At 40.9% G+C, this 25,436-nt stretch carries 27 protein-coding genes; 3 read left to right on the top strand and 24 right to left on the bottom strand.

From position 1 onward, the window contains the following. Positions 1-173: 173 nt before the first annotated feature. Positions 174-848 carry a DUF4328 domain-containing protein gene (locus tag BM095_RS08685; RefSeq protein WP_091660359.1) on the top strand — a complete coding sequence of 225 codons (675 nt, stop codon included), beginning with the start codon at positions 174-176 and terminating at the stop codon, positions 846-848. A 1-nt stretch (position 849) separates the two neighbouring features. Then, positions 850-1,767 (top strand): LCP family glycopolymer transferase, encoded by a 918-nt coding sequence (locus BM095_RS08680; protein WP_091660357.1) that lies wholly within the window; start codon positions 850-852, stop codon positions 1,765-1,767. 47 nt (positions 1,768-1,814) lie between these two features. Here the strand turns inward: BM095_RS08680 and BM095_RS08675 are convergent, their stop codons facing one another. The 9 genes from BM095_RS08675 to BM095_RS08635 all read right to left on the bottom strand — a co-directional run bounded on the left by BM095_RS08675 (position 1,815) and on the right by BM095_RS08635 (position 11,523). Beyond that, entirely contained in the window at positions 1,815-2,417 is a 603-nt protein-coding gene (locus BM095_RS08675; protein ID WP_091660354.1) for a CPBP family intramembrane glutamic endopeptidase, read from the bottom strand. A gap of 12 nt (positions 2,418-2,429) precedes the next feature. Beyond that, a complete protein-coding gene (gene resA, locus BM095_RS08670; RefSeq protein WP_091660352.1) occupies positions 2,430-2,966 on the bottom strand; it encodes a thiol-disulfide oxidoreductase ResA in 537 nt (178 codons plus the stop codon). A 641-nt stretch (positions 2,967-3,607) separates the two neighbouring features. After that, entirely contained in the window at positions 3,608-4,546 is a 939-nt protein-coding gene (gene glaH / locus BM095_RS08665; RefSeq protein WP_407639158.1) for a glutarate dioxygenase GlaH, read from the bottom strand. Positions 4,547-4,848: 302 nt separating this feature from the next. Further along, positions 4,849-6,045 carry an L-2-hydroxyglutarate oxidase gene (gene lhgO / locus BM095_RS08660; RefSeq protein ID WP_091660346.1) on the bottom strand — a complete coding sequence of 399 codons (1,197 nt, stop codon included), beginning with the start codon at positions 6,043-6,045 and terminating at the stop codon, positions 4,849-4,851. Next, entirely contained in the window at positions 6,046-6,387 is a 342-nt protein-coding gene (locus BM095_RS08655) for a DUF3870 domain-containing protein (protein WP_091660344.1), read from the bottom strand. A gap of 35 nt (positions 6,388-6,422) precedes the next feature. Then, the gene (locus tag BM095_RS08650; protein ID WP_091660339.1) at positions 6,423-7,814 is read right to left on the bottom strand and encodes an APC family permease; all 1,392 of its coding nucleotides are present in this window, start codon (positions 7,812-7,814) and stop codon (positions 6,423-6,425) included. Positions 7,815-7,850: 36 nt separating this feature from the next. Continuing rightward, the gene (locus BM095_RS08645; protein ID WP_091660337.1) at positions 7,851-9,296 is read right to left on the bottom strand and encodes an aldehyde dehydrogenase family protein; all 1,446 of its coding nucleotides are present in this window, start codon (positions 9,294-9,296) and stop codon (positions 7,851-7,853) included. Between the two features lie 395 nt (positions 9,297-9,691). Continuing rightward, positions 9,692-10,195, bottom strand: a complete 504-nt coding sequence (locus BM095_RS08640) for a GNAT family N-acetyltransferase (RefSeq protein ID WP_091660334.1) — start codon at positions 10,193-10,195, stop codon at positions 9,692-9,694. A 143-nt stretch (positions 10,196-10,338) separates the two neighbouring features. Further along, a complete protein-coding gene (locus tag BM095_RS08635) occupies positions 10,339-11,523 on the bottom strand; it encodes an FtsW/RodA/SpoVE family cell cycle protein (RefSeq protein ID WP_091660331.1) in 1,185 nt (394 codons plus the stop codon). Between the two features lie 280 nt (positions 11,524-11,803). On the opposite strand from BM095_RS08635, the gene BM095_RS08630 reads away from it, so the two are divergent. Continuing rightward, positions 11,804-13,006 (top strand): DUF418 domain-containing protein, encoded by a 1,203-nt coding sequence (locus BM095_RS08630; RefSeq protein WP_091660329.1) that lies wholly within the window; start codon positions 11,804-11,806, stop codon positions 13,004-13,006. 8 nt (positions 13,007-13,014) lie between these two features. Here the strand turns inward: BM095_RS08630 and BM095_RS08625 are convergent, their stop codons facing one another. The 15 genes from BM095_RS08625 to paaA form a co-directional block, all read right to left on the bottom strand. Further along, entirely contained in the window at positions 13,015-13,518 is a 504-nt protein-coding gene (locus BM095_RS08625) for an immunoglobulin-like domain-containing protein (protein ID WP_091660326.1), read from the bottom strand. Positions 13,519-13,560: 42 nt separating this feature from the next. After that, on the bottom strand, positions 13,561-14,211 hold the full coding sequence (phoU, locus tag BM095_RS08620; protein ID WP_091660325.1) for a phosphate signaling complex protein PhoU: 651 nt from the start codon (positions 14,209-14,211) through the stop codon (positions 13,561-13,563). A 21-nt stretch (positions 14,212-14,232) separates the two neighbouring features. Continuing rightward, entirely contained in the window at positions 14,233-15,012 is a 780-nt protein-coding gene (pstB, locus tag BM095_RS08615; RefSeq protein ID WP_407639157.1) for a phosphate ABC transporter ATP-binding protein PstB, read from the bottom strand. A 40-nt stretch (positions 15,013-15,052) separates the two neighbouring features. Further along, on the bottom strand, positions 15,053-15,955 hold the full coding sequence (gene pstA, locus BM095_RS08610) for a phosphate ABC transporter permease PstA (RefSeq protein WP_091660320.1): 903 nt from the start codon (positions 15,953-15,955) through the stop codon (positions 15,053-15,055). Further along, positions 15,956-16,888, bottom strand: coding sequence for a phosphate ABC transporter permease subunit PstC (gene pstC / locus BM095_RS08605; protein WP_245757855.1), 933 nt, complete (start codon positions 16,886-16,888; stop codon positions 15,956-15,958). A gap of 93 nt (positions 16,889-16,981) precedes the next feature. After that, positions 16,982-17,968: a PstS family phosphate ABC transporter substrate-binding protein gene (locus tag BM095_RS08600; protein ID WP_407639156.1), complete on the bottom strand. Its 987-nt coding sequence runs from the start codon at positions 17,966-17,968 to the stop codon at positions 16,982-16,984. 289 nt (positions 17,969-18,257) lie between these two features. Then, positions 18,258-19,001 carry an MBL fold metallo-hydrolase gene (locus tag BM095_RS08595; protein WP_091660317.1) on the bottom strand — a complete coding sequence of 248 codons (744 nt, stop codon included), beginning with the start codon at positions 18,999-19,001 and terminating at the stop codon, positions 18,258-18,260. Between the two features lie 90 nt (positions 19,002-19,091). Further along, the gene (locus BM095_RS08590; RefSeq protein ID WP_091660965.1) at positions 19,092-20,549 is read right to left on the bottom strand and encodes an aldehyde dehydrogenase family protein; all 1,458 of its coding nucleotides are present in this window, start codon (positions 20,547-20,549) and stop codon (positions 19,092-19,094) included. Between the two features lie 82 nt (positions 20,550-20,631). Next, positions 20,632-21,414, bottom strand: coding sequence for an enoyl-CoA hydratase/isomerase family protein (locus BM095_RS08585; RefSeq protein WP_091660314.1), 783 nt, complete (start codon positions 21,412-21,414; stop codon positions 20,632-20,634). Positions 21,415-21,416: 2 nt separating this feature from the next. After that, positions 21,417-22,190: an enoyl-CoA hydratase-related protein gene (locus BM095_RS08580; RefSeq protein WP_091660311.1), complete on the bottom strand. Its 774-nt coding sequence runs from the start codon at positions 22,188-22,190 to the stop codon at positions 21,417-21,419. Further along, positions 22,180-22,491: an EthD family reductase gene (locus BM095_RS08575; protein ID WP_091660308.1), complete on the bottom strand. Its 312-nt coding sequence runs from the start codon at positions 22,489-22,491 to the stop codon at positions 22,180-22,182. Before BM095_RS08575 ends, BM095_RS08580 begins: the two co-directional genes overlap by 11 nt. A 21-nt stretch (positions 22,492-22,512) precedes the next feature. Further along, entirely contained in the window at positions 22,513-23,016 is a 504-nt protein-coding gene (gene paaD / locus BM095_RS08570; protein ID WP_091660306.1) for a 1,2-phenylacetyl-CoA epoxidase subunit PaaD, read from the bottom strand. 20 nt (positions 23,017-23,036) lie between these two features. Continuing rightward, positions 23,037-23,852: a 1,2-phenylacetyl-CoA epoxidase subunit PaaC gene (gene paaC / locus BM095_RS08565; RefSeq protein ID WP_091660303.1), complete on the bottom strand. Its 816-nt coding sequence runs from the start codon at positions 23,850-23,852 to the stop codon at positions 23,037-23,039. Next, positions 23,849-24,211, bottom strand: coding sequence for a 1,2-phenylacetyl-CoA epoxidase subunit PaaB (gene paaB / locus BM095_RS08560; RefSeq protein ID WP_091660301.1), 363 nt, complete (start codon positions 24,209-24,211; stop codon positions 23,849-23,851). The genes paaC and paaB overlap by 4 nt, the downstream gene beginning before the upstream one ends. Before the next feature lie 23 nt (positions 24,212-24,234). Beyond that, positions 24,235-25,218, bottom strand: a complete 984-nt coding sequence (gene paaA / locus BM095_RS08555; RefSeq protein WP_091660299.1) for a 1,2-phenylacetyl-CoA epoxidase subunit PaaA — start codon at positions 25,216-25,218, stop codon at positions 24,235-24,237. Between the last annotated feature and the right edge of the window lie 218 nt (positions 25,219-25,436).

Genomic DNA, 25,436 nt, shown 5'->3' with positions numbered 1-25,436 from the left:
TTGAATTGTCAATCATATGTCACACATTTTTACTGACTTGTCTCTATTTATATCTTCCCCTTCCTATCCTTATGGAAAACATAAAGAGATGGTTCACAATTTCATAAGAATGTCCCTTGCGAAAACGCTCTAGATTGTCTAAAGTTTTGAATAGTGAAAGGAGACAAGCTCTTATGGATTTTACTTATAAATCACCCAAAGTCCTCACAACTATTTCAACTTTGTTCATTGGTCTCACATTGCTTCTTTCTCTCGCTTCCCTTTATGGATCCATCACCGAGTGGAATATTTATAGTCACTACGAGCAACAGGCTTCTTTTGATCAGTTAAGTCAGGAAGATAAAGACACATTGGCTATCATCGTAGCTGGAGCGGATCTACTAAAAACACTTTTCTTTATCCTTTCCATTGTATTCTTTCTTATGTGGACGTACCGAGTCCACCGGAATGGGAATGCCCTGAAATTAGATGGGATCGTCAATGCTCCTGGCTGGTCTGTCACCGTTTATTTTATTCCTTTAGTTAACGTTCTCATGCCGCTTATCACTCTTCTCCATTTGCACAAAAGCGGTACAAAAAGAGCTTCGGAGCAAAGTGACAAGACGATAAAACCAAGAAATTGGGTAATGTACGCATGGTGGGTCTTATTTTGGGGTTCTTATTTAGTCTCTTTACCAGCAAGTTTCGGTTCTTCTGACGACACAATTGGTGAACTTCGTGAACAACTACCGTTTTTTATGGTCTCCGAAACGTTTTATTTTTTAGCTGGGATGTTTCTCATATGGACCATTCGTAAAGTGACGTCTGTTCAAGAAATAGCAGCAGGAAAGACGGGAAAGGAAAATTAACATGTACAAAACCGTTATAGTGGTGAGTCTCACGCTTTTGTTCACCCTCCTTTTCACAGGAGCGGGCTATGCCTTTTACTTATATCATGTTACGAGCGCGAGTGTCGACAATATGAATAAAGAATATCGTCAAGACACTCCCCAAGATCTTCAAAAGACCTCCTCTTTAAGAGGGGCTCAACTGTTTCTTCTTATCGGTACAGCTGACCGACCGGGTGAGCCTGCGCTTGCTGATGTGATCATGATCATGTCAATAAATCCTAAAGATGAATCTACCATGTTATTTAATATTCCAAGAGACACACAAGTTGATATTCCAGGACGCCCTCACAAAGAAAAAATAAATCATGCGTACAGTTACGGAGGGGCTGATTTCATTCAGGAAATAACTGAAAAGAAACTTGGACATTCTTTTGATTTTATTGTGGAGGTAGATATGGATGGGTTTACAGAAGTAGTAGATGCGGTGGGTGGAATAGAAGTAGAGAATTCATTTTCCTTTTCCCAAAACAATTTGACAAACAGCGTCACCCATCATTTTGAAAAGGGAAACATTCGCTTGGACGGAGAAGAAGCTCTGCATTATGTAAGAATGAGAAAGCAAGACCCGCGTGGCGATTTAGGGAGAAACGAAAGACAGCGCCAAGTATTATCCGCCCTTTTAAAAAAGGGTACCTCTTTAAAAGGCATTTTGCACAGCGATGATGTCGTTACAATTCTAGGTGAACGTATGAAGACGAACCTTACTATGTCTGACATCAACACGTTATTTACGGATTATCGGGCATCCTTAAATTATATACGAACCTTTGAATTGGAAGGCAAAAATGAGAGGCATCAAGATATTAGCTACTACATGGTCCCGACAGAGGAATGGACAAAAGCATCACTACGAATAGAGAACCATCAAGCAAAATAAAACAAGCTGAACAGGATCTGTTCGGCTTGTTTTATTTATGCGATGACTTACACATTTCGTGTTTTCATCATCACGGCAACGATCGCATTATAAATAATATGAGCAGCGATAGGCGCCCATAAGGCCTCTGACCATATAAATAGTATTCCTAAGCCCGCTCCCATCATCAATACAATCAGATGAATTACCGCGTTCCCTTTATATTGAGGAATGTGAAGAGCCATGAAAATAACGGAGACTATGAGAAGAGCCGGTACCATACCAACGTACGAAAGTAATACTCCTAAAAGAGCGCCTCGAAACAAGATTTCCTCGGACACACCAGCCCCTACAGCAATGGTTAACACACCATATTTCTTATGAAGGATATTTTTTATCAGCTGAGTGTAAATATTGTTTGGCAAGGATAGCTTGTTTAATTGGTAGAGAAAAGCAACAAAAAAAGCAAAGAGTCCTCCAACACTTAGACCAACGATGATTTCTATCCACGTCCGCTGATTCACTTCCCATAGAGTGATCAGATAACCGAGACGACCTTCTGGATAAAACAGCAAAATGATCAGTACCCCACACACAACGAACAAACCAAAGCTTTTCCATATACTAACTAATGAAATTTCATCAACGGTCGGTTTCTTATTATTTTCCAATGGGAGCGTCTCCTACGACGGTTTGATTTCTTCCATATATCCTCGAATTCTATCTTCTGTCATGCCGCCGGTAATTACTTTTACTACTTCTCCATTTTCATCAATGAGAAACGTAGATGGAAGTGGATTAATGCCATATCGGTCCAGAACATTTTTGTTAGCATCCATTAAAATAGGAAACGATAGATCGTGCCGGTCCACAAACCGGTCGACGACCAAACCGGACTCTCCAACATTAACGGCCAAAATTTCTACCCCTTGCTCCTTATATTCACTGTATAGATTCTCCATGTAAGGCATTTCTTTCTCACAAGGTGGACAATACGTTCCCCAGAAGTTCAAAAAGACACCTTGCCCGCGATAATCTTCAAGCTCTACTTTTTCTCCGCTCATATTCTCTAGTATAAAATTGGGAGCCGTTTCTCCTTCTTGGACAAGTGTCTCTTCTCCCGTTATAAAATTCGTATAAAAAACATAACTAAGTACGATAGCAAAAGCTCCCAGGATAGACGAACGCATCAATAACCGTTTACGTTTTTTCTTGGCCATTTTATCCTCCTGTTGTTCATTTATAGTTTGTCTTTCATAGTTTCTCACGAAATCGTACGTTTGTTCAAGCAAAGCACAGAATTCCTTCTTCTCTATTATACCCTGTATCTAAGTCTGCACTCTTTTATAACTTTAACTATTTCATGACTAAATCATTAGAAATGTGGTTGGCAAAAAACATGTGCGCTACAGGGTCACGTTATCATGACAACTGCACATAACAAAAATAAAACCCTCGTTTCATTTGAAAAGAAATGAAGAGGGTTTAGTGTGGGAAAAATTATGCCATTTGTTTGCTTTTGCATTTTTCGCATGTTCCTTTACATGTTCCTTGTTTCATTTCAATCGCACGGATCACCGCTTTACTATTTCTTCTTTCCTCACTTAAAGCTTTCAGAGCTTCTTTTGATATACACATTGTTCAGACACCCTTTCTTTTTCTTGTCAAATGGTTTTATATTTTCGGACAAATGATAAGAAGAACACCATAATACATAAATCCTGATGAAAGTTATATTTGCTTATAAAAAAAGCCAGTTATATCTCGCCCCTTTTATCAAAAGGGTTGAGTATAACTGGCACTTATTTACGTACCTGCTTACGGGCTGGTAAACAGAATAAACAAGACAGTGGCTATTCTATTATTCAGTGAAGCGACCTCTTTGGCGAAGTAGTTCACGGTTCAATTCTTCGTTCTTTTCGAAAGCTGCTCTTCCATGCATCCAGAATGTGTTGTTAAGCATAACGAGATCTCCCACTGGAAGCTTCAATTCCACTACATGTTTGTCTCCTTCAATAGAGCTGGACATATCGCGTAGATATTGAGCTTCTTCGATAGAAGTTGGGTATGCAAACTGGTCAATAAAGCAGATGCAAGGCTTATCATTAATATGATAGAATGTTTTTCTTTTTACTTCTTGGCTGACATTCTTACTTGCTGGTGCTTTATAAGTGATTTCCTTTTTAGCAAATGGATGGTTGTAATAGTAATCGAGCTCTTCCCAGTCATCTAGGTGAAGCAGACGGGACTCACCGCCAACCGCGTTTTCTTCCTGCATTTTCATCATAAGGAGCCAGTCAGTTGGCTCGTCAACGAACGTTCCGTCTGTGTGCATGGTGAACAAACGGTATGCTTGACGGAGGTAAGAGTCACTATTGTCAGTGTGCTGTACAGTAAAGCGTGCATAATACTTACCAGTCATTGCGTCAAAGTTTGGTTCACCAACAAGATGAGTGATAGCAGTTGAGAAAATAACGTACTTGTCAGTGTCAGCATGATCCTCATTTAGTCCGATTGTATAACCGCCTGTTTCACGGTCATGCAAGATCGCGCGGAGTGTTTTTGCGAAATTTTCATCAGTAACTTCAAGGAGTGCATTAGAAACGATAAATCTCATATATGGTACATACTCAAGTTCTTGTACAGAAATATTTTTCACTTTATCATAGAATGCATCGAGTGCTTCTTTTTCGAGAACAACATGGTACATTCTCTTTGTTTGTGGATGCTCTTCAATTCGATAATTCTTTGTTTTTGTAGTGAAATCCATTACAGCTTTTTCCGTCATACTCATAGTAATAATCTCCTCCTGGAAATAAATGATTTTTTCGCTCTGCTTCTCGTAGTTGCAGAGTCTTTTGGGAATCAAAAAAGCCAGCCTAAAGCGCATACGTGTGTCGTTTGCGTTAGGCTGGCTCTAATAGACGGTATGGCTTTCGAGCATGTGGAAAGTCCGCGTCTTATTAAACAGCTATTTTCATATTTTAATTGGATGAATGATGAACTCACGGATAGAAGAGATCAGATACTGTTCTTTTCTCCCTCTAGGTGAGTACTAAATACAGATTAACAGTTTCATATTAAACTGTCAATAGATATTCATTAAACTTTTAATTCTTTTTCAGACATTTGACGAAATACTTCTTCACCAATTTGCAATGCACTAGTAGCAGCTGGAGACGGAGCATTACAAACGTGGAAACTGTGTCGTCCTGCGACAATATAGAAATCATCTACTAATTCACCATTGGAACGCATCGCTTGAGCACGCACACCAGCAGGAGCGGGCACTAAATCATCTTCTTGAATCTCAGGAATGATCTCCTGAAGGCTGGTAAGAAACGCTTTTTTGCTGAAAGAGCGCTTCATTTCTGCAAGTCCCTCTTTCATATTCGCAGAGGCAAGCTTCCAAAAACCAAATGACTTCAACACTTGAGACAAGTCTCGGAAGCTAATATCGGTTTTTGTATAACCTTCCCGCTTGAATCCTAGAACAGCATTCGGGCCTGCTTCCACACCGCCGTCAATCATGCGTGTGAAATGGACGCCTAAAAATGGGAAGTCCGGGTTAGGGACGGGATAAATAAGATCTTTTACTAAATGCTTTGCAGAATCTTTTAATTCATAGTACTCACCGCGGAACGGTACAATCTGCATGTCCAATTTGTACCCTGTCATCTCAGCCACGCGGTCACTATGGAGCCCCGCACAGTTAATCATAATTCTCGTTTCAATGGTACGATTGTTCGTCTCAATCGTCACACCTTGACGCTCATTTATACTAACCACTTCTTCATTTAAGAAAAGATCTGCGCCTTTTTCTTGAGAAAGAGAAGCTAGCTTTTCACTGACTTGCTTGTAATCAACGATACCTGTAGACGGGACTTCTACCGCGGCAACCGCGTTGACATGCGGTTCACGCTCTAACACTTCTTCTTTTTCCATCCAATGAACTTCAAGTTCATTCTCTTGTCCTCGTTCATATAGCTTTTTCAATGCTGGGACTTGGCTTTGGTTAGTCGCAACAATGACCTTCCCACATTGATCATAGTCAATTCCATGCTCCTCACAAAACTCGACCATAGATTGGTTTCCCTCTCTGGCAAATCTTGCTTTAAAGCTTCCAGGACGATAATAGATACCCGAGTGAATAACACCACTGTTGTTTCCCGTTTGGTGACTTGCTACTTTTCTCTCCTTTTCAATAATAGCTACAGATGCATTTGGTTCATGTTTTAATATCGCGTGAGCAACAGACAATCCGACAATTCCTGCGCCCACTATTGTGTAATCATACATTTAATTGGCACCTCCATTATTTTTGACAGAGGGGAGCGTTTTATATTGTGCATACAGATCTTTTAGAGCTGCAATAATTGCATTTTTCGCTTTCCCCGAATAATTCAGTTCGATCTTCTTGATGGGTTCGTCAATACCTTGTCTTAAACTGTAGCCTCGGAATAAATGATTAATAAAATCACGGCCATGTTCAGTAGCCAAAGTACAAGAACACTCAAGAATCACTCCATAGTTACGGTCCAACTCGGCAGTGACTGTTAATGTTTGAAACATACTTTGTGCGGCCATTCCTTCCGGTAGACGAGAATGGCCAGCAATGAAAATTACTTTATTATTAGACATTTAATGATCCTTCCTCTGCTTTAATAAGCATGGTTTTACGCGTCTACCTCTTCCATTTCCTTGTAAGTAACATTTTTATATGAGTTATAACGCTGCAACATAAAGAATATACCTACAATCCACCATCCAAGAAGGATTACCCACTCATGCCATCCTAGTCCTGCAGGCATGCCTGGCAAGTACTGAATACCAATGAGTATACTTAAAACTAATGCAATCCAAGCAATAGCATTTGTTCGTCCTGCTTTAAAAGGACGCGGCATTTCTGGTTCATGTTTCCGCAAACGTAAAAATGAAACAGCCACCATTAAATAAGCAATAACAATGGTCATTCCCCCGGCATCCACTAACCATCCTAGCATTGGGGATCCAAAAAACGGACTAATTGTTGCTAATATACCAATGAAAAGAATGGAATTTCCTGGGGTGTTATATTTAGAGTGCAATTTACCAAACCATTTAGGAAGCATGTTTGCTTGTCCCATCGCATAAAGTACTCGGCTTCCCCCGATGATAAAAGCATTCCAGCTTGTCATAATACCAGCAATACCGCCTATAACGAGAACAATACCGAAAATGTCAGAACCAAATACATTAGCCATAGCGTCTGCTGTACTTAAACTCGAGTTTGCAGTTGCTTCATTGTCTAAACCATAACCAACTGCGTAAATAATTCCGACATAGAAAAGAACAGCCATCACCACAGATAAAATTAATAGTTTACCAATTGATCTCGGTTCCATTTTTAACTCTTCTGCCGCTTGCGGAATAACGTCAAAACCTACAAACATAAATGGAGTAGCAATAACTACTGCTAAGAAGCCTGCAATGCCTCCGGTAATTAGTGGATCAGCGTTTATACTACTGCCATTAAATCCGGCCCCTACAATTAACATAATACCAACTAAAATAATTAACAAGGTCAGAATCATTTGGAGCTTCGCCGCAAATTTGATTCCAATGTAGTTTACAATGGTGACAAAAATAGAGGCCACAACACCTACCGCTACCCAGCTGGCATATACTTCATAGCCGGTAATGGTATACATAAGACCTACTTTGTAATTTGGAAAGACGAACTCAAGAACGTTTGGCAGCGCAACTGCCTCAAAAGCAACGACTGATATATAACCTAAAGTAATAGCCCAGGCCGTGATAAAAGATCCCACTGGACCTACACTTCGTAAAGCATATACCAGCTCACCACCTGCTTTCGGCATAGCAGAGGACAGCTCAGAATACGTCAGCCCAACAAAGACTACGAGAGCTCCACCGACGAGAAAAGCTAATATGGCACCAATTACACCAGCTTCGAGAACCCACTCGCCGGCCATAACAACCCAGCCCCAGCCGATCATTGCTCCGAAAGCTAGAACTAAAGCCTCTGGTCGGCTTAATACTTTTTGTAATTTTTGTTTTTCACTCATCTTGACACTCCTAATAGTAGAATTACAAAACTCTTTTTATTTAGATATAGATACAGTTTTTAGTTCTGTATAGAACTCAACGGCTGCTTGTCCTTGTTCAGACGGTCCAGCGCTGGATTCTTTGGTTCCTCCGAATGGAGCTTGTGGTTCTGCTCCACCTGTTTCACCATTCACGTGGACCATTCCTACCTCGCTCTTTTGAGTAAAATCAAGAGCTTTTTCGAGGCTTGTCGTAAAGATAGCAGCACTTAAACCAAATTCTGTGTTGTTTGCTTTTTCAACCCCCTCTTCATAGCTGTCTATTTTCATCATGCATAAAACAGGACCAAAGATTTCCTCTTTCGCAATCGTCATTTCCTCGGTGACATCTGTGAATATCGCGGGTTCGATGAAATAGCCATTATTGAGCTCTTCCTTTAATGATTTGCCACCGTACAGAAGTGTAGCTCCCTCTTCCTTTCCTTTTTCAATGTAGGAAAGTACGGAATCAAATTGTTTTCCCGAAACGATAGGGCCCATAGTAATTGTTTCGTCAGCACCGTCGCCTATTTTAATCTTTTTCACTTTTTCTAGTAATTTTTCTTTAAATTCTTCAAAAATGGAGTTTTCTACGTAAACTCGGCTTGCCGCTGTACAACGTTGTCCTGTTTGTTTCATAGCACCATCTAAAGTGAGTGTAGCAGCTTTTTCGACATCGGCATCTCCAAGGACAACAATAGGATTCTTTCCGCCCATCTCTAGCTGATATTTTTTATTGCGAGCGACTGCTTTAGAGGCTATATGTTGACCAATAGCATTGGAACCTGTAAAGGATACTCCTGCTACATCTTTATGTTCTGTCAAGGCATCACCGACTTTAGATCCGGAGCCATTCACTAAATGAAGCACCCCTGCTGGCAGATTAGCTTCTTCAAATATTTGGGCAATTTTCACTGCGGTAATACTGTTCTCGCGCGAAGGCTTCCACACTACAGTATTTCCATAAACGAGAGCAGGCGCTATCTTCCAAATAGGAATGGCAATTGGAAAGTTCCATGGGGTGATGACCGCGACAACACCTAAAGGAACTCGAACAGAGTATAGTGTTTTCCCTGATTGGCTGGATGGCAATACGGAACCGATTTCTCTCATTCCATCTTGTCCGTAGTATCTTAAAATTGTTGCAGCCCGAGCTACTTCTTGTTTCGTTTCTGTGATGCATTTTCCCATTTCTTTCGTCGCTGTCATCGCAATTTCATCAGCTTTATTTTCTAATATGTCAGCAGCTTTCCGTAAATATTCTCCTCTTTCCACAGAGGATGTTTCTTTCCAACGGAGACTTGCTTCTTTTGCGCTTTCAATGGCATGGTCCACATCTTCCTTTGAAGCCATTTCCGTTGTTCCAATGCACTCAGAAGGATTCGATGGATTATAGTGCTTATTTGTTTCACCATCTGACGAAGCCGTCCAAGTATTGTTAATATAATTATAGTAGTGTTCCATATTGTTCCTCCCTTTTCTTAAATGAACGAGATAAAAGTCTTACCTAAACTGACAATCACCTCTTTTGGATGCCCCCTGCCTACTACTTTGAAAATAGAATGAAAATTTCATGTATTAAAAAAGCCAGTTATACAGCAGTGGAAAATAACTTCTCCAATGTTGTATAACTGGCTCATATCTAAGTTATGCCTCACCACAAGGTAAGATCGATTAGATTTGACAGTGTTCATTGTAGGGAACGATATACTAGCGTGAATTCTTCTACATTGATCTGAAAATGGGGGAGCCATTCCAGGAATGAGATAGAACACAACGCCCGTGCGTAATGATTTGGTAGAACAGTATAGAGTTTACCATTATTTTTGAATAACGGTCAATTGCCTTTATCACCGTTTCTAGCTAATATTTATTGATTCTTGTTTTACTTTGTCTACTTTATTCTTAGATACTTCCATTATCATGAACTTTTTATGACATAGAGAGAAGTCCTTACATTGAAAACAGTCTTTTTCTAGTTTCGAACTTACTTCGGAGGCAGGTATCTCATGGAAGCCGCATTTTTCAAAAAAGATGGTTGTGTCGGTTGTGGCCATAACACGGCTGATTTGCAGACGTTTTGTTTCGTTAATCAGGTGGTGGACGAGTTGTTTGCCAATACCTCGTTGTGATTTTTCTCCATTCACAGCTAGTGAGCGTATTTCGGCTAAATCATCTTCCAACCTGTACAAGCTGGCTGTTCCGACTATTTCACCATCTAAGAGCGCCACATACGTTGACGATAAATTACGTAACAACGAGCTTTTTGTTTGCGTTAAAAGCAGTCCTTTTTTTGTATATTTGTTAATGAGAACTAATATGTCCTCTATATCATAAGCGGTCGCTTTTTTTATAACAATCATTTTCTCCCCCCTGCCTATTGTTTATATACTACTAGATTTACGTGACAAGTCAATAGGAAAGGAGAATATTTAACCATAAAAATGTATAATTATTACCCCTTTTTGGAGGAAAAACTGCTCGCTGCTTTTTTTGCTGAGCAGTTTTATTCCTTCCGACTTTCAAAGAAATATGATTTGGAATGATAACGCACACTCATCACCATACCAAGAGCGAACATGGTTGCTATGAGGGAACTTCCGCCGTAACTTAATAAAGGAAGGGTAAACCCTGTAACCGGAAGAAGTCCTAAACTCATCCCGATATTCTGGAAAACCTGGAAAGAGAGCATTCCAATTAAACTGGCACAGAGATACTTTCCAAACGCATTGTGACAGCGCAAGGCTGTAATTAAAATCTGGTACAGAAGAACAAAATATAACGTGATAACGAGAGCGCCACCTATAAAACCATGCATAGAGCTAATTACTGCAAAGATGAAATCCGTGTGAGCTTCCGGTATATATATCGAAGTATCATTATTGCCAAATAACCTTCCCGAACCAATCGCAGTAATCGCTCGCACTGTCTGAAAACCGGCATCCACGTATTCAAAAGGATTGAGCCAGCCATGAATTCGGTTCACTTGATAGTCTTGAAGCATCGACAAAAGATATGTCTCCACAAAAACTGGAAAACGGAAAAATGCAAAGATAAAGGAAGCAAATACGAATAACGGACCGCCGATGAATAATAGCAGCAGTTTATAAGAGATACCTGAAACAATCATCAACGCTACCACAATGGAGCCAATTAACATGACACTGCCCATGTCCGGCTGTCTTTCCAATAAAATAAGCACAGGTAATACAACGAGTGCCATTTTGCCAAGCAACGTGAGATCCGTTTTTATGTCTCTATTGTTTTGGTATTTAGAGTTATGACGATAGGTGACTGCACTCAACGTGATAACTAAAAATATCCTCATTAGCTCCGAAGGCTGAATAGAACCAATGACAGGCAAAGTAAACCAACTGACTGCCCCGTTAATCATAGGAGCAATCGTCTCATGAGGGCCGATAATTTCTAATAAAATAAGTAAGAAAAGACCAAAACCATATAAAAACCAATGTATATTCAAGTAATACTCAAAGTCAAAATGGAGCACGACAAGAGCCACGCCAAAAGCAATAATGTAAAAAAACATCTGTCTTACGGAAAAATTCGCATCGTACTGCCCCATCTGCTGAGCAAAGTAAATATAAAAACAGCTCACTACTCCAAACAAAAATAGGACAAATAACATATTAATATCATATTGTTTTTCAGTGTTTGTATTTTGTAAACCCAATCGTACATCACCAGATTCTACATGTAAGTTAGCTCTGTAATGGCTGTTTCACATCCGTTATAGATGCAGCGGCAAATCTGCTGCCCGCAGGTACTTTCTCAGCAGTCATATGAGCAAGCTATCCAGTTTGTGTATAAACTTGCCCCAGAAGCCGCCAATCCATACAGCCGTTATAAAGCATCTGACAAAATCATACACGATTATTGCATAAACGTATAGATACAATTATTAGAGAGTGATAGATTAGAAAGCAGACGATACTAGAAAGGATGCAGCAACGATGAAACCATCTCCCACTTTAGATAAAGACCGTATTATCACTCTTGATATTGTTAGAGGATTTGCCTTATTTGGCATTTTATTAGCTAATATGTCGTCCTTTAAAACACCTGTTTTTCATCTGCAAAGTTTACCAGATTACTTTGACCGCTTACCTAGCTCGTTATTGGATCAATGGACGGTATTTTTTCTCGATTTGTTCGTGATCGGGAAATTTTATCCTATGTTTTCGTTTTTATTTGGACTAGGTTTCTATTTGTTTTATGAACGTTTATCTAGGAAGGACCTTAACGCAAAACACTACTATTATAGAAGGTTGCTCTTTTTGTTGGTGTTAGGATTTCTCCATTTGCTATTTATCTGGTCGGGAGATATCCTTCACACTTATGCTATAGCCGGCTTTTTTCTAATCTTTTTCATAAACCGTCGTTCTAAAACGTTACTAATTTGGGCGCTTCTACTCCTCAGCAGTTCTGCCATCTTTTTCTTTTTATTGACCACTGCTGGTAATTACGTTGTGTCTTTAAATGAGGGCACGGTGTATGAGAAGCAAGCTACAGACTTGGTCGAAACAGCGCGACAGCTGTATCAGCATGGAGATTACACCAACCTGCTAGCTTTCCGTTTGAAGGAAGAGGTTTCTTATATATTGCTAAATGTTTTATTTATTCTTCCTAACATTATTGGACTATTCTTACTCGGTATGTGGGCCGCCCAGAAAAAACTTTTCCAATCTCCAGAGAGCTATAAAAGTTTTTGGATAAACACTGCATTTGTTTCCTTATTATTCGGCGGCGGTTTATCCTCTGTTTATGCTTTATTGAAAAATAGTTTCCTGCCCATTCCATCATGGCTTGCTCACGGGGCAGCAGAAGGCCTTAATATTATTGCCGGACCTTTGTTTATGATGTTTTATCTTTCTTTGTTTGTTCTATTTCTTAGGCGGCCTCAGATTTCACGCATCCTTCAGCCTTTGGAGCTGGTCGGAAAAATAGCACTCACCAATTATTTACTACAGTCCCTTATATGCATTTTTATTTTTTACGGATTTGGGTTTGGATGGTACGGATCGATCGGAGTCTTCGCTGGTACTTCCATTGCTTTGATTATTTTTGGAATGCAGATCATGTTTAGTTGGTTCTGGCTGAAACGTTTTAACCGTGGGCCTCTCGAAATATTATGGCGAGCATGGACCTATCGTTAAATGGCTTTTCATTCGACCCGAAATGGAACCGCTACCGTAACTTGATAAGAAGGACTTTCATGCAAAAATGTTTTTACCAACCGATACTCTCCTGGTGGAATGTCTAACCCCAATTTCTTTGGAGAATAGGATTGCGTCACTGTTTCACCAGGAAGAAATGAACTGCCATAGTTTTTAAACGATGGGTTTTCATAAAATACAGCATCTGAATATACAACGATATGCCACTTTTCTTTGATTTTTCGTTCTAATTGATAAAATTCTCCGTAGGTGTATTCCCTATCGCTTTTATTGTTGAGGATAACACGCATTCTGTCCGGTATTCCGTTATACACGTCCTTTTGTAATTGTATTTCTATTCCTTGTTCTTGTTGGGATTTCGTTTGTTCGGGAGCAGGATCAGGGATCGTTTTGATCTCTGGTTCCTGCTGACACCCCGATAGCGCCACCAATACGAAAAGAAGCAGACATGCGAATAGACGGGGCAGAACAATCACACCTTTCTCTACCATGAACGAAACGCCAGGAGGTTTTATTCTTCCTCCCGGCGTCTTTTAATTTAAATCAAAGTGTTTTCCATTTGTTTCATATACTACCCATTCTGCCAGATTCGTAGCATAATCTGCAATTCTTTCGACATATCGGCCCACAAATGCCAGCTGCGTCGTTTGCTCTACTCCGAGCAAATCTGTAGAAGTAAAAAGCTTCTTTATAAACCTGCTATATAAATCGTCTACTTTATCATCCATCACTGCCACTTGCTGGGCTTGCATGAGGTCTCTATTTTTGTATGCTTCAAAAACAGAAGTTAACATTTCTTCTGCTATGGTGGCCATTTCTCGGATATCTTGAATATCTTCGATTTTGGTTTCCTCACTTAATCTCTTGGCCGCTTTTCCAATATCCACGGCGAGGTCACCAATTCTCTCCATATCACTCGCAATTTTTAATGCTGCTATGGCTACACGTAAATCGGTTGCCACTGGCTGTTGGCGAGCAATCATCATCGTAACCTTGTCGTGTATCGCTAACTCGCTTTTATTTACTTTTTCATCATCTGTAATAAATGTGTTGATTCTAGAAACTTCACGCGTCTCTAAAAATGAAAGTGCTTGAGAAAATGCCAACACGACTTGATCACCCATGGACAAGATATCTTCTTTCAGTTCGTTAAGTTCCCGATCATATAACCCTCTAACTCCCACTCCCAACTCCCCTTTCTATAGTTAACCGAAACGGCCGGATATATAGTCTTCCGTACGTTTATCTTGCGGGGAGGAAAACATCGTATCTGTGTTATCATACTCTACGACTTCTCCGTTAAGGAAAAATGCTGTCTTATCCGATATTCGTCCCGCTTGCTGCATATTATGGGTCACAATGACAATACTGTAGTTTTCCTTTAATTCTTGAACGAGCTCTTCAATCTTAAGTGTAGAAATTGGGTCTAAGGCAGAAGTAGGCTCATCCATCAAGATAACGTCGGGTTCGACGGCTAAACACCTGGCAATACATAAACGCTGTTGTTGACCACCCGAAAGTCCGAAAGCATTTTCTTTTAGTCGATCTTTTACTTCGTCCCAAAGAGCAGCACCTTTCAAGCTTCGTTCTACAATTTCATCGAGTAGCTTTTTATCTTTGATTCCATGAATTTTTGGACCGTAGACTACATTTTCATAGATAGATTTTGGAAATGGATTCGGTTTCTGAAAAACCATCCCTACTTTTGTACGTAGTTCTTCCACTTTATATTTCTTATCAAAAATGTTCTCGTTTCTGTAGTATACGCGTCCGCTCGTTCTTACAATAGGAATCATTTCCGTCATACGATTCAATGTTTTTATATAGGTCGACTTGCCACAGCCCGAAGGTCCGATAATCGCCGTTACTTCATTTTCTTGGATATCCATATCTATATTTTTTAAGGCTTGATCCTCTCCATACCACAAGTTCAATTGTTCCGCTCGGTAAACGATTTTTTCCTCTGCTTTTACTTCCTCCTGCATTTGTTTAGGAGCTTTTTCTGCGATCATACAAACACCTCTTTTAAAAACGTTTTTGGAATTTATTTCTAATCCATACAGCCACTGAATTCATCAATAGCAACATGACGAGAAGAACCATAATTCCCGCTGCTGCCACGAAGTGAAACTCTTCCTGCGGTCGGCCTGTCCAGTTATAAATTTGGATGGGCATCACGGTAAACTGGGAAAGCAGTCCTTCCGGTAAAAATGCGACATATGTGAGAGCACCGATCATAATTAGTGGTGCTGTTTCTCCAATTGCCCGAGACAATGCTAAAATATTACCCGTCAAAATACCCGGCAAGGCTGCTGGCAATACAATTCGGTACGTAGTTTGCCATTTTGTCGCTCCCATGGCGAAGGAAGCCTCTTTCAATTCTCCAGGGACAGCACGTATTGCTTCTTGTGCAGCTACAACAATGATAGGGAGAATGAGTAAAGACATCGTTAAGCCACCTGCTAAAACGCTTCGTCCTAATGCTAATTCACGAACAAATATAGTTAAACCAAGCAAACCAAAGACAATGGAAGGCACTCCAGCCAAATTAGAGATATTCATCTGTATTAATTGTGTAAATCGATTTTTCTTAGCATACTCCTCTAAGTAAATCGCAGTTCCTACTCCGAGTACAAAAGAAACAGGCGCTGTGACTGCCATCATCCAAATAGTACCTACAAATGCTGATAGAATTCCTGCCTCTTCTGCATGCCGGGAAGGAAAGGAAGTGAAAAAGTTCCAATTTAAATAAGGGATTCCTTGCGTAAAAATCTGCACTAACAAAACAAGTAATACGAGAAGACTAAACGCAGTGGCTCCAATGAATAAGCTTTTAAATAGTTTGTTTTTTATTTCCCGTCCCGAAAGTGAAGACCTCTTTTGCGTTTTCGGATAGCTTTGAGCCGTTGTGTCGTTGATGGCCTTCATTTAATACACCTCCCGAAAACGTTTAGAAATAAAGTGGGCCAATACATTCATCAATAAGGTAAAGATAAATAACGTCATCCCTACAGCATAAATACTATAATATTCCGTAGTTCCGTAACCTGCATCCCCTAAACTGATCTGTACAATATAAGCGGTCATCGTCTGGACAGCTGATGTCACGTCAAGAGAAGTGGTTGGGTTGGATCCACCGGCAACCGTAACGATCATTGTTTCTCCAATGGCCCGTGACACAGCTAAAACGAACGAGGCAATAACCCCTGACAATGCAGCCGGCAAGACTACTTTGACGGCTACTTCAAAGCGTGTAGATCCTAAGGCAAAAGCACCTTCCCGCATCGAACGCGGCACTGCACTCATTGCGTCTTCTGATAAAGACGCTACCATTGGAATGATCATGATACCAACAACTAGGCCCGGACTAAGCGCATTGTAAATAGAAACATCCGGAATAAAACGTTGTAGGAGCGGAGTGACAAACGTTAGTGCAAAAAAGCCATAAACGATCGTGGGAATCCCAGCTAAAACTTCTAAAATAGGTTTTATCGTTCTTCTCGTTTTATCTGTAGCATATTCACTTAAGTAAATTGCCGTTGCCAATCCAATAGGGATAGCTATACACATCGCGATAGCTGCGATAACCAATGTACCGGTTATCAATGGACGAATCCCGTACGATGGGTCATTATGAAGCGGATACCATTCCGCACTCGTTATAAACTCAAGGATACTGACTTCACGAAAGAACGAAAAAGTTTCTGAAAACAGAGTCAGGACGATGCCAATTGTAGTAAGAATAGAAATGATTGCACATAATAAAAAGAATTTAGGCATCATTATCTCTGCCCATTTCGTCCGTCGTGTAGACTTCTCTGCAATTAATTCTCTGATGGAATGATTCATCGGCTCCTTCATTATATATCCTCCTAAAAGCCAGGTAACTTCGCTTAAATAGTCAAGAGTTGCCGCCCTTTTCTATATATCGAACGGCAACTCTTTTAACTATTATTATTCAGCCGAACCAGCAGCTTCTTCAATTTTCTGTTGGTTCTTTTCATACTCTTCTTCCGGCATATTGACATAGCCTACCTCAAGCGCCATCTCGCCAGCAATATCATTTGCGAATTCAACATAATCACGAACATGGTCTTCTTTAAGTGAATCAACTTTTACGTAAGTGAAGATCGGACGGGAAAGCGGTTCATATGTGCCATCGTTAATTGTGTCTTCTGATGGTGCTACGGCTCCATCCCCATTATCGATTGGAACTGCTTTTAAGGAATCTTGGTTTTCTGCATAGTATGCATAACCGAAGTAGCCAATAGCGTTCGGACTTCCGATTACACCATTTACGAGGACATTATCATCTTCTGAAAGCTGGGCATTTTTAGAGATGTCTTCTTCTTCGAGAATGACTTCACTAAAGTAATCAAACGTACCAGAGTCTGTTCCTGGGCTAAAGCGTTCGATCGGCTCGTCCGGCCATTCTGAACGAACATCACTCCATGTTTCAGCTTCACCTTCCACCCAAATTTTCTTCAGTTCATCCACTGTTAAGGAATCAATGAAATCATTTTCCTGGCTTACTACAACAGACAGACCGTCGTAAGCTAGTGGCAATTCAATATATTCAATACCATTTTCTTCCAAAGCAGCCGCTTCTTCTTCTTTCATCGGACGGGAAGCGTTGCTCAAATCGGTTTCACCAGCTATAAACTTTTCAAATCCGCCACCTGATCCTGATACTCCTACAGGAGCTTGTACATCCGGGTTCTCCTTCGTATATTCTTCAGAAACAGCTTCCATGATTGGGAACACTGTAGAAGATCCATCAATGGCAATTTCACCAGATAGTGTACCTTCTTCATCAGAGCTTCCTTCATCTGTGGTTGCTGATTCTTCTGCTTGTGTTTCTGCAGATTGTTCTTCAGTTTCTGTTTCTCCACCACCACAAGCTGCTGTCACTGTCATCACTGCAGCTAATGCGGACATCATCCATACCTTTTTCACCTAAAACTCCTCCTCTTTTTGTATAAGTATGATAGATAAATAAGGAGTTCCTCTCTCCTAAAACCTAGTATAGAAGAGCTATATTAATAGAACGTGCTGGAAGTATTAATATCGTGTAAATCTATGTATCGTTTTTGTAAACAAGGGTGTTGTTCCTCACTACTCTATGCAGAAGGTCAGGACAAACCGCTGATTTTCCGACTGATCTAGTAACATTGCTAGTTTAAAAACAAGAGAAAGAAAAAAACCCTTCCAACCGGAAGAGTCGTTTAACTTATATTATTTTTGTCCAGCCTGATACGGCATGCTCTACCGTTGTATGAGGGCATTCCACTTTTGCTTCCTCTACAAGCCGTCTGTGTTCTCCGAAATGAGGAAGGTGAGACAATAGTAATGAACGGGCATTCGCTATGTTAGCAAATCTTCCGGCTTCCTCACTGTTCATGTGTCCAGCTTTTGTTCCATCTTGTCCTTTGTATAAGCTGCACTCTGATATGATCAGATCTGCCTCCTGAGCCGCAGTGGCGAGTTGTTCAGAGAAACCGGTGTCCGCCGTGTAGAAGAGCGTTGACAGCTGATCTGTGATGTTCATCGCAAAACAAGGAACCGGATGAGTGGTTCGATAGAATGTAAACGTGAAGGGACCGATACTTAGCGGTGCTTGATCATTATAAGTGACCGCTTGAACGACGTCTTTATAGGAAAGACGCTGAAATCCTTCTCGATCCTCCTTATGACCATAGATCGGAAAAGGACGTATCTCTTTTTGTTCCGATAAATATGGGAGCAGCAAACGGTGATAATGAAGGGCTCCTATGTCCCCGATATGGTCGTTATGATAATGTGAAATCACTGCTGCATCTAGCGTAGATAGGTCACAATAGTGTTGAAGTTGAGAGATTACCCCACTCCCACAGTCAATCAGCACACGGAAGCCGTTTTTTTCCAGCAAATAACCAGACGCTGCTTCCCCTTTACCTGGGAAAGCATGCCAAAACCCGACTACTGTTATTTTCAATTCTATCCCTCCGTTTCTGTTCTATCTTATTATATACAGAAAAAGCCTGGCGTGAATGGCGACGCCAAGGCTTTTTCTCCTTCTCACCTATTAAATTCCGAACGGGTTTAACGGTTTTGGCCCATAGTAAGAGAGGACACTTTTATCCTCCATATATAAATCTAATGTTTCTACACTCAATTCTCTCCCATATCCCGATTGCTTATAGCCACCAAAAGGAGTGCCAGGAAATGCAGAGAACGGACAGTTAACCATGACAACACCCGCTTCAATTTGGTGTGCTACTCTCGTAGCCCTTGCTTGATTTGTCGTCCAAACAGCCGATCCTAACCCATACTCCGTGTCATTCGCACGCTTAATGACGTCTTTTTCATCCGTGAATGTTTCCACCACCACTACAGGACCAAAAATTTCCTCGCGTACTGCCTTCATGTCAGGTGTAACATTCGTAATCACCGTCGGCTCGTACCAATGACCGTTTTCAAAACCTTCCACCTTCTTTTCCTTCCCGCCTGTGGCAATGGTGGCTCCTTCTTCTTTAGCTGACTGTACATAGCTGTCGATCACTTCTAGTTGGTCCCGACTAATAATAGAGCCAAGATGAGTCCCTTTATCAAACGGATCTCCTAATTGTAATTTTTCCGTCTTGGCGATAAATTGCTCCATGAATTCTTCATAAATGTGTTCGTGGACAAACATACGGGAGCGTGCTTCACAGGATTGACCTGTGTTGAAATAAATACCGAATAACGAGCCGGCGACCGCTGCTTCCATATCCGCATCATCAAAAACAATGTTAGGAGATTTTCCTCCAAGCTCAAGTGTCGTGCGCTTCAGTGTACCAGAAGCCTTTGCCATTATATCTTTTCCTGTCGGAGTCGATCCAGTAAACGCCACTTTATTTACATCCTTATGTTCTACGAGGTAATCCCCAATTACTTTTCCCGAGCCAGTCACAGTGTTGACAACCCCTTCAGGCACACCGGCTTCATGACAGATCTCATTAAGAAGAAGAGCCGTTACCGGTGTGAGACTTGCTGGTTTCACCACTACAGAGCATCCTGCAGCAATGGCCGGCGCGATTTTCCAAGCCGCCATCATAAGTGGATAATTCCATGGAATAATTTGGGCGCACACCCCTGCCGGTTCTTTATGTGTATAATTGAAAAAACCGTTAGGCATATTGTTGACATGACCTCGGTGGCCAACAATAGCTCCTGCGTAAAATTCAAAGTCTTCAATAGATTGGTTAATCTGTACCTGGGCAGCACCAACAGATTTACCACTGTTTAGCACTTCTACTTCCACTAGTTCTTTGAATCGATCTCTCATAATGGAAGCAATGTTATTTAACACTCTTGCCCTTTTTCCTACGGGGTACTTCCTCCACTTGCCGTGATCGAAGGATTGTCGTGCAGCTTGTACAGCTTTTTCTGCGTCTTCTTTCGTAGCCTTTGCCACTGTGGCGAGTACTTCCCCTTTGGCTGGGTTAAACGTCTCAAACACTTCATCATTGCTTCCTTCCACTCGCTCACCATTTATAATCATGGAATAATGATTTCGTGTTAACTCACCTACTTCTGTAATGCCTGGTGTCTTGACTGCTTTAGCCACATAATCACTCCTTTATTTATTCTCCCATGAACTCCGGTTTTCGCCTTTCTTTAAATGCGTTCAAGCCCTCTATATGATCCTTTGTAAGACCAGCTATTCTTTGAGCCTGTGCTTCTTTTTCAAGAAAATGAGAAAACGGCTCGTGCATACTATCGAGCAGATATCTTTTAATCAACGAAAATGATTTGGGTGGTATCTGTGCAAGAGACGTTACGAACTCCTTCACTTTTTCATCCCATTCAGAAGGTTCGTACACTTCTGTGACTAGCCCTATTTCATACGCGTCTTTCGCATGAATGGGTTTACCGAGAACAGCGATCTCCATCGCTTTCGCATACCCAACGATACGTGGAAGCATATATAAAAAGCCCGAATCAGGAAGGAGACCAATATTTGTAAAAGCGCTAATAAATTTCGCATCCGCAGACATTAAACGAAAGTCTGCTGCTAAAGCTAGACTCATCCCTGCTCCTGCCGCTGTTCCGTTCACAGCGGCGACAATCGGTTTGGACGTATTCTTGATTGCTTTTACCATAGGATGATAACGTTTTCTAAGAAAGTCAGCATGGTTCGTATTTTCGTCCACTCCTCCTAAATCTTCCCCTGCACAAAAACCTTTCCCCGCCCCAGTCATTACAATACACCTAGCATCCCTATCTTTTTCTGCATAACGTAAAGCATCTATGATTTCTTTATTCATTTCTGCCGTAAATGCATTAAACGCTTCCGGGCGATTCAATCGAATGGTAGCCACCTTGTTTTCCACGTAGTACTCGATTGTATGGTAATGGTCTTTCATTGTTATTCCCCCTTGAAGTCCGGACGCCTTTTTTCAGAAAAAGCTTCCATTCCCTCTTTTTGATCCCGTGAGTCAAAAGCAATATAAAAGTTTTTACGCTCAAATTGCTTTCCTTCCATTAGGGGGCTGTCTACTGCTCTTTTCACCGCTTCCTTAATAAGACGAAGTGATATCGGGGCTTGTTTTTCTAAACGTGTGGCAAGCTTCATTGTTTCTTCCATGACCATTTCTGGATGGACCACTCGATTAACAATCCCATAATGAGCCGCTTCATAAGCACTCATTGGGTCCCCAAGCCATATCCACTCTAATGCTTTCGCTTGCCCCATCGCTTTTGTTAAAAATTGTGTCCCGCCCGCTCCCGGCATAACACCGAGTTTCACTTCTGGAAATCCGAAAGAAGCATCCTCGGCTGCAATGATAAGGTCACAGTGAAGAGCCAGCTCAAAACCTCCTCCAAGTGCGACGCCATTTACTGCAGCAATGACAGGCTTTTTTATTAGAGAGATACGATCCCATACTGCAAATGGATCCAGGAGCTCCAATGAAAGAGGAGATTCCCCCCTCATCTCCTCGATGTCCGCCCCTGCCGCAAAAGCCTTTTCATTTCCATATAAAACGATGATTCTTATGGATGAATCTTGGTCAAAGGATTCTAATTGTTGAACAATTTCATCGATCATTGTACGGTTCAGTGCATTCATCACTTGCGGTCGATGGAGCTGAATCATTCCAATTCTTCCTTCGTTACGAACCTGGATGAATTTATGCTTCATCTTGAACTTCCTCACCAATCATTAGATGAACCAGATCACCAGCGAACTCCATTACATCTTTTCCAGAAGCTTTTCCTTCGTCTGTTTTCATCGCTTTTTGCAAAGAGTCATGGTCGTCGTAAAACATTTCACAAAGAAGATAATATTCTGTTTTTCCCATTGGTGACCCAACAATCTTTGTTACTTTCATGTCACGGAGCCCTGGAATTTTTTTCGTGATGGGAGTGTGTACGTTAAAATAATGATCGTCAAATTTTTCTTTATCTTTCGGCTGTTTGTAAAGCGCAATGAGTTTAACCATTGTAATTACCCCTTTCTCTTTTCAAGTAATAGAATGTTCTATGACCGGCTTCATCGCTTCAAACGGATTCTTGCATGCGCGGCAATATAAAATACTACGACAGGCGGTTGGACCGAAAATATTTTCCATAGAAGTGTAAGAAGAGTTGCAATAAGGACAGTTGACACGCCACTCTTCTCCCGGCTTGTAATTCTCGGGTGGCGGGGAAATACCATGTTTCTTCAATTGTTCTTTCCCTCTCTGTGTGATGGCATCGGTGGACCATTTTAAGGAAAAAGAAAACGTTACGCTGCAACCCGTCACCCAGTCGAGCTCCTCTATTGCTTTTTTAACATTGTTTTCAATGATATCTAAGGCAGGACAACCTGCGAAGGTGGGCACCATTGTCACTTCTATTCGTTGTTCACTGTCTACTTGAATATCTCGGACCATTCCCAAATCTAATACGCCTACCGAAGGAAGTTCAGGGTCATCCACGCCTTTTAATACTTCTTTGATTTCTATTACTCTTTGCTGTTTATGCATCACTACTCCCCCTATCATTCCTACCAGACAGCTTCACGATCACTTTGGTACACTTCTGACAGCGTGTTTATGGCCTGTTTCAAATCTTCAGTATGCTCACCTGCCCTGCCATTACCTAGACATTTTTCTAATGGAGTGGTTGGAACGGATGCGACATGTTGTTCCACCTCTTGGAGCCACTTTTGTTTTAATTCATCTTCCCCGCACAATAAACCAAGTTTCTTCATGTCTATTGCCTTTGAACCTAACTCCAATGCGTCCCCGAACTCCTTCCAAGCTTCCTCTACACGCGATTGAATACGTACTTTTGCTTCTTGTGTCGCATGCTGAAGCTGAGTTACCCACATTTTCCAGTGTGCTAAATGATAAGTCTGTTCCATGAGTATTTTTTGGGCGGTTGCTGCCAAAGGTTGATAGGAGCTCTTTGCTGCGGCCTCCAATTTCACTTTTTTAAAAGTCTCATATAAATATTGACGAACAACAGTTAGTGCCCAATCATAGTAAGGTTCTTCTAAATACGTCCCTTGCCCGTTTTTCTTCTCAAAATATACAGCATTTTTTCGTTCACTCGGACGACGATCATGCGCAAGTGAGTTTGCGTCCCCTTCTCCCAACTCTTCCAGAAGCTGATAAAATAGAAAAGCATGACCCATTGTATTTTGAGTAATGGAGGAAAATGCCACATCTTCTTCAATATGAGGTGCAAGTCCCAGCCATTCCGACCCTCGAAATGAAATGATAAAATCATCATCAGCAAATTGATAAACCAGATCAACTAACGCTTCATGATACGTTCGATCCTGCTTGGCTTGTTCAGGAGTTTCGATGGCAGTCATTTCTTTTTCACCTCTTTCCAAGATAAAATTTCTTTTTCATCTAACATGCCTTGTTCTTTCTCTCGCCATTTCTTTCTCAAATAGCCGTATCCTTTTGTCGTGCGGTAATCTTTATTATCGAGTCGTTTCGTCCATTGTTTCCGTTCTTCACTTGTCATGGACCGGATTTCATTCCGGGGGACAACCCATACATCGATCACATTTTCACGACGCATAAAATTCTCTTGTGCGATATTAAGAGCCATTTCGGCATTAGGAGCAAGAAGGCTGAATTGATGCTGGACAGGGGACTTATCATTTTTCTTACTAAACACTTCATATTTTTTGTAGAAAGTATTTATCTTTTCTTTATCGGCCATTGGTGTCTCTCCTCTCCTTATTATTAGGATATCGCTGGTTGTGCAAGCGCTTCCCTTACCCATTCATTATTTTTAAAAGCGATTTCTCTTAAGCGCAGCCTTTCCTGAGACCGTGGTCCTTTATTGTTGATGATATTTTTAAATTCATTCCAATCAGGCTGTTGGTAAACCCATCGTTCTTGTTCTTTGTCATAATGAACGGTCTCATCCGGCACACTTAAACCAAGTGCAAACACTCGCGGTAAATACTTGTCTAAGAAGGCTTGGCGAAGCTCTTCGTTAGAGCTTTTCCGAATCCGATATTTTGTCGTCACTTCTTGTTTCGACGATCCAGTTGTCTCAGCAGACGCAGGACCAAAAAACATAAGAAGCGCTGGCCACCAGCGATTGACTGCATCTTGCAGCATCTTTCGCTGTTCTTCCGTCCCTTCCGCTAATGCCATAATGATCGCTTCTCCGTGCTGGGCATGAAAAACTTCTTCTGCACATATACGCTGTAACGCTCTTTGATAAGGTCCGTAGGAGGCATCCAACATATTTGTTTGTGAGATAATTGCAGCTCCATCAACCAGCCAGCCGATTACCCCAGCGTCTGCCCACGTCTTCGTCGGCATATGGAAAACATTATGGAACTTTAAATCTCCTTTTAATAAATCTTCCATTACGTCTCCTCTGTCTTTTCCATAAGGAGCCATTAAGTCTTCGGCCACTCTCAGCAATAGCTGTCCATGCCCCATTTCATCTTGAACCTTTGCCATAATACCTAATTTTCTCTTCAAGGTAGGAGCTTTTGGTACCCATTCTTTCTCTGGTAGCGCTCCCATAATTTCACTGATTCCGTGCATCGATATAAGTTTTATTAAGGTTTGCCGATATTCATCAGGCATCCAATCATCCGCTTCTATTTTCTCTCCTGCTTCGATTCTTGCCATAAACTCTTTATACTTCTCCTGGTCTTCTTCCGGCTTTTCCTTTGTATATATACCGTGCTCCACGAGGTTATACATAACAAGCTCACCTCTCATTACGTTTATTTAACGTTATTATATTATAATGTAATATTATCTGCAATATAGAATTTTAAAATAATTTAAAAACACCGTATTAATTATTACTAAACCTTAATTAAAAAAGGTAATTATGATATTTTTTATAAATATTAAATTTTCAATAAACTATTGACACCGTTTTCATAGAGGGGTAATTTATACATAACAAAATTAAA

It is taken from the genome of Alteribacillus iranensis (genome assembly GCF_900113025.1).
Classification (GTDB): Bacteria; Bacillota; Bacilli; order Bacillales; family Marinococcaceae; genus Alteribacillus_A; species Alteribacillus_A iranensis.
This window is presented reverse-complemented; position numbering and strand designations above follow the sequence as displayed.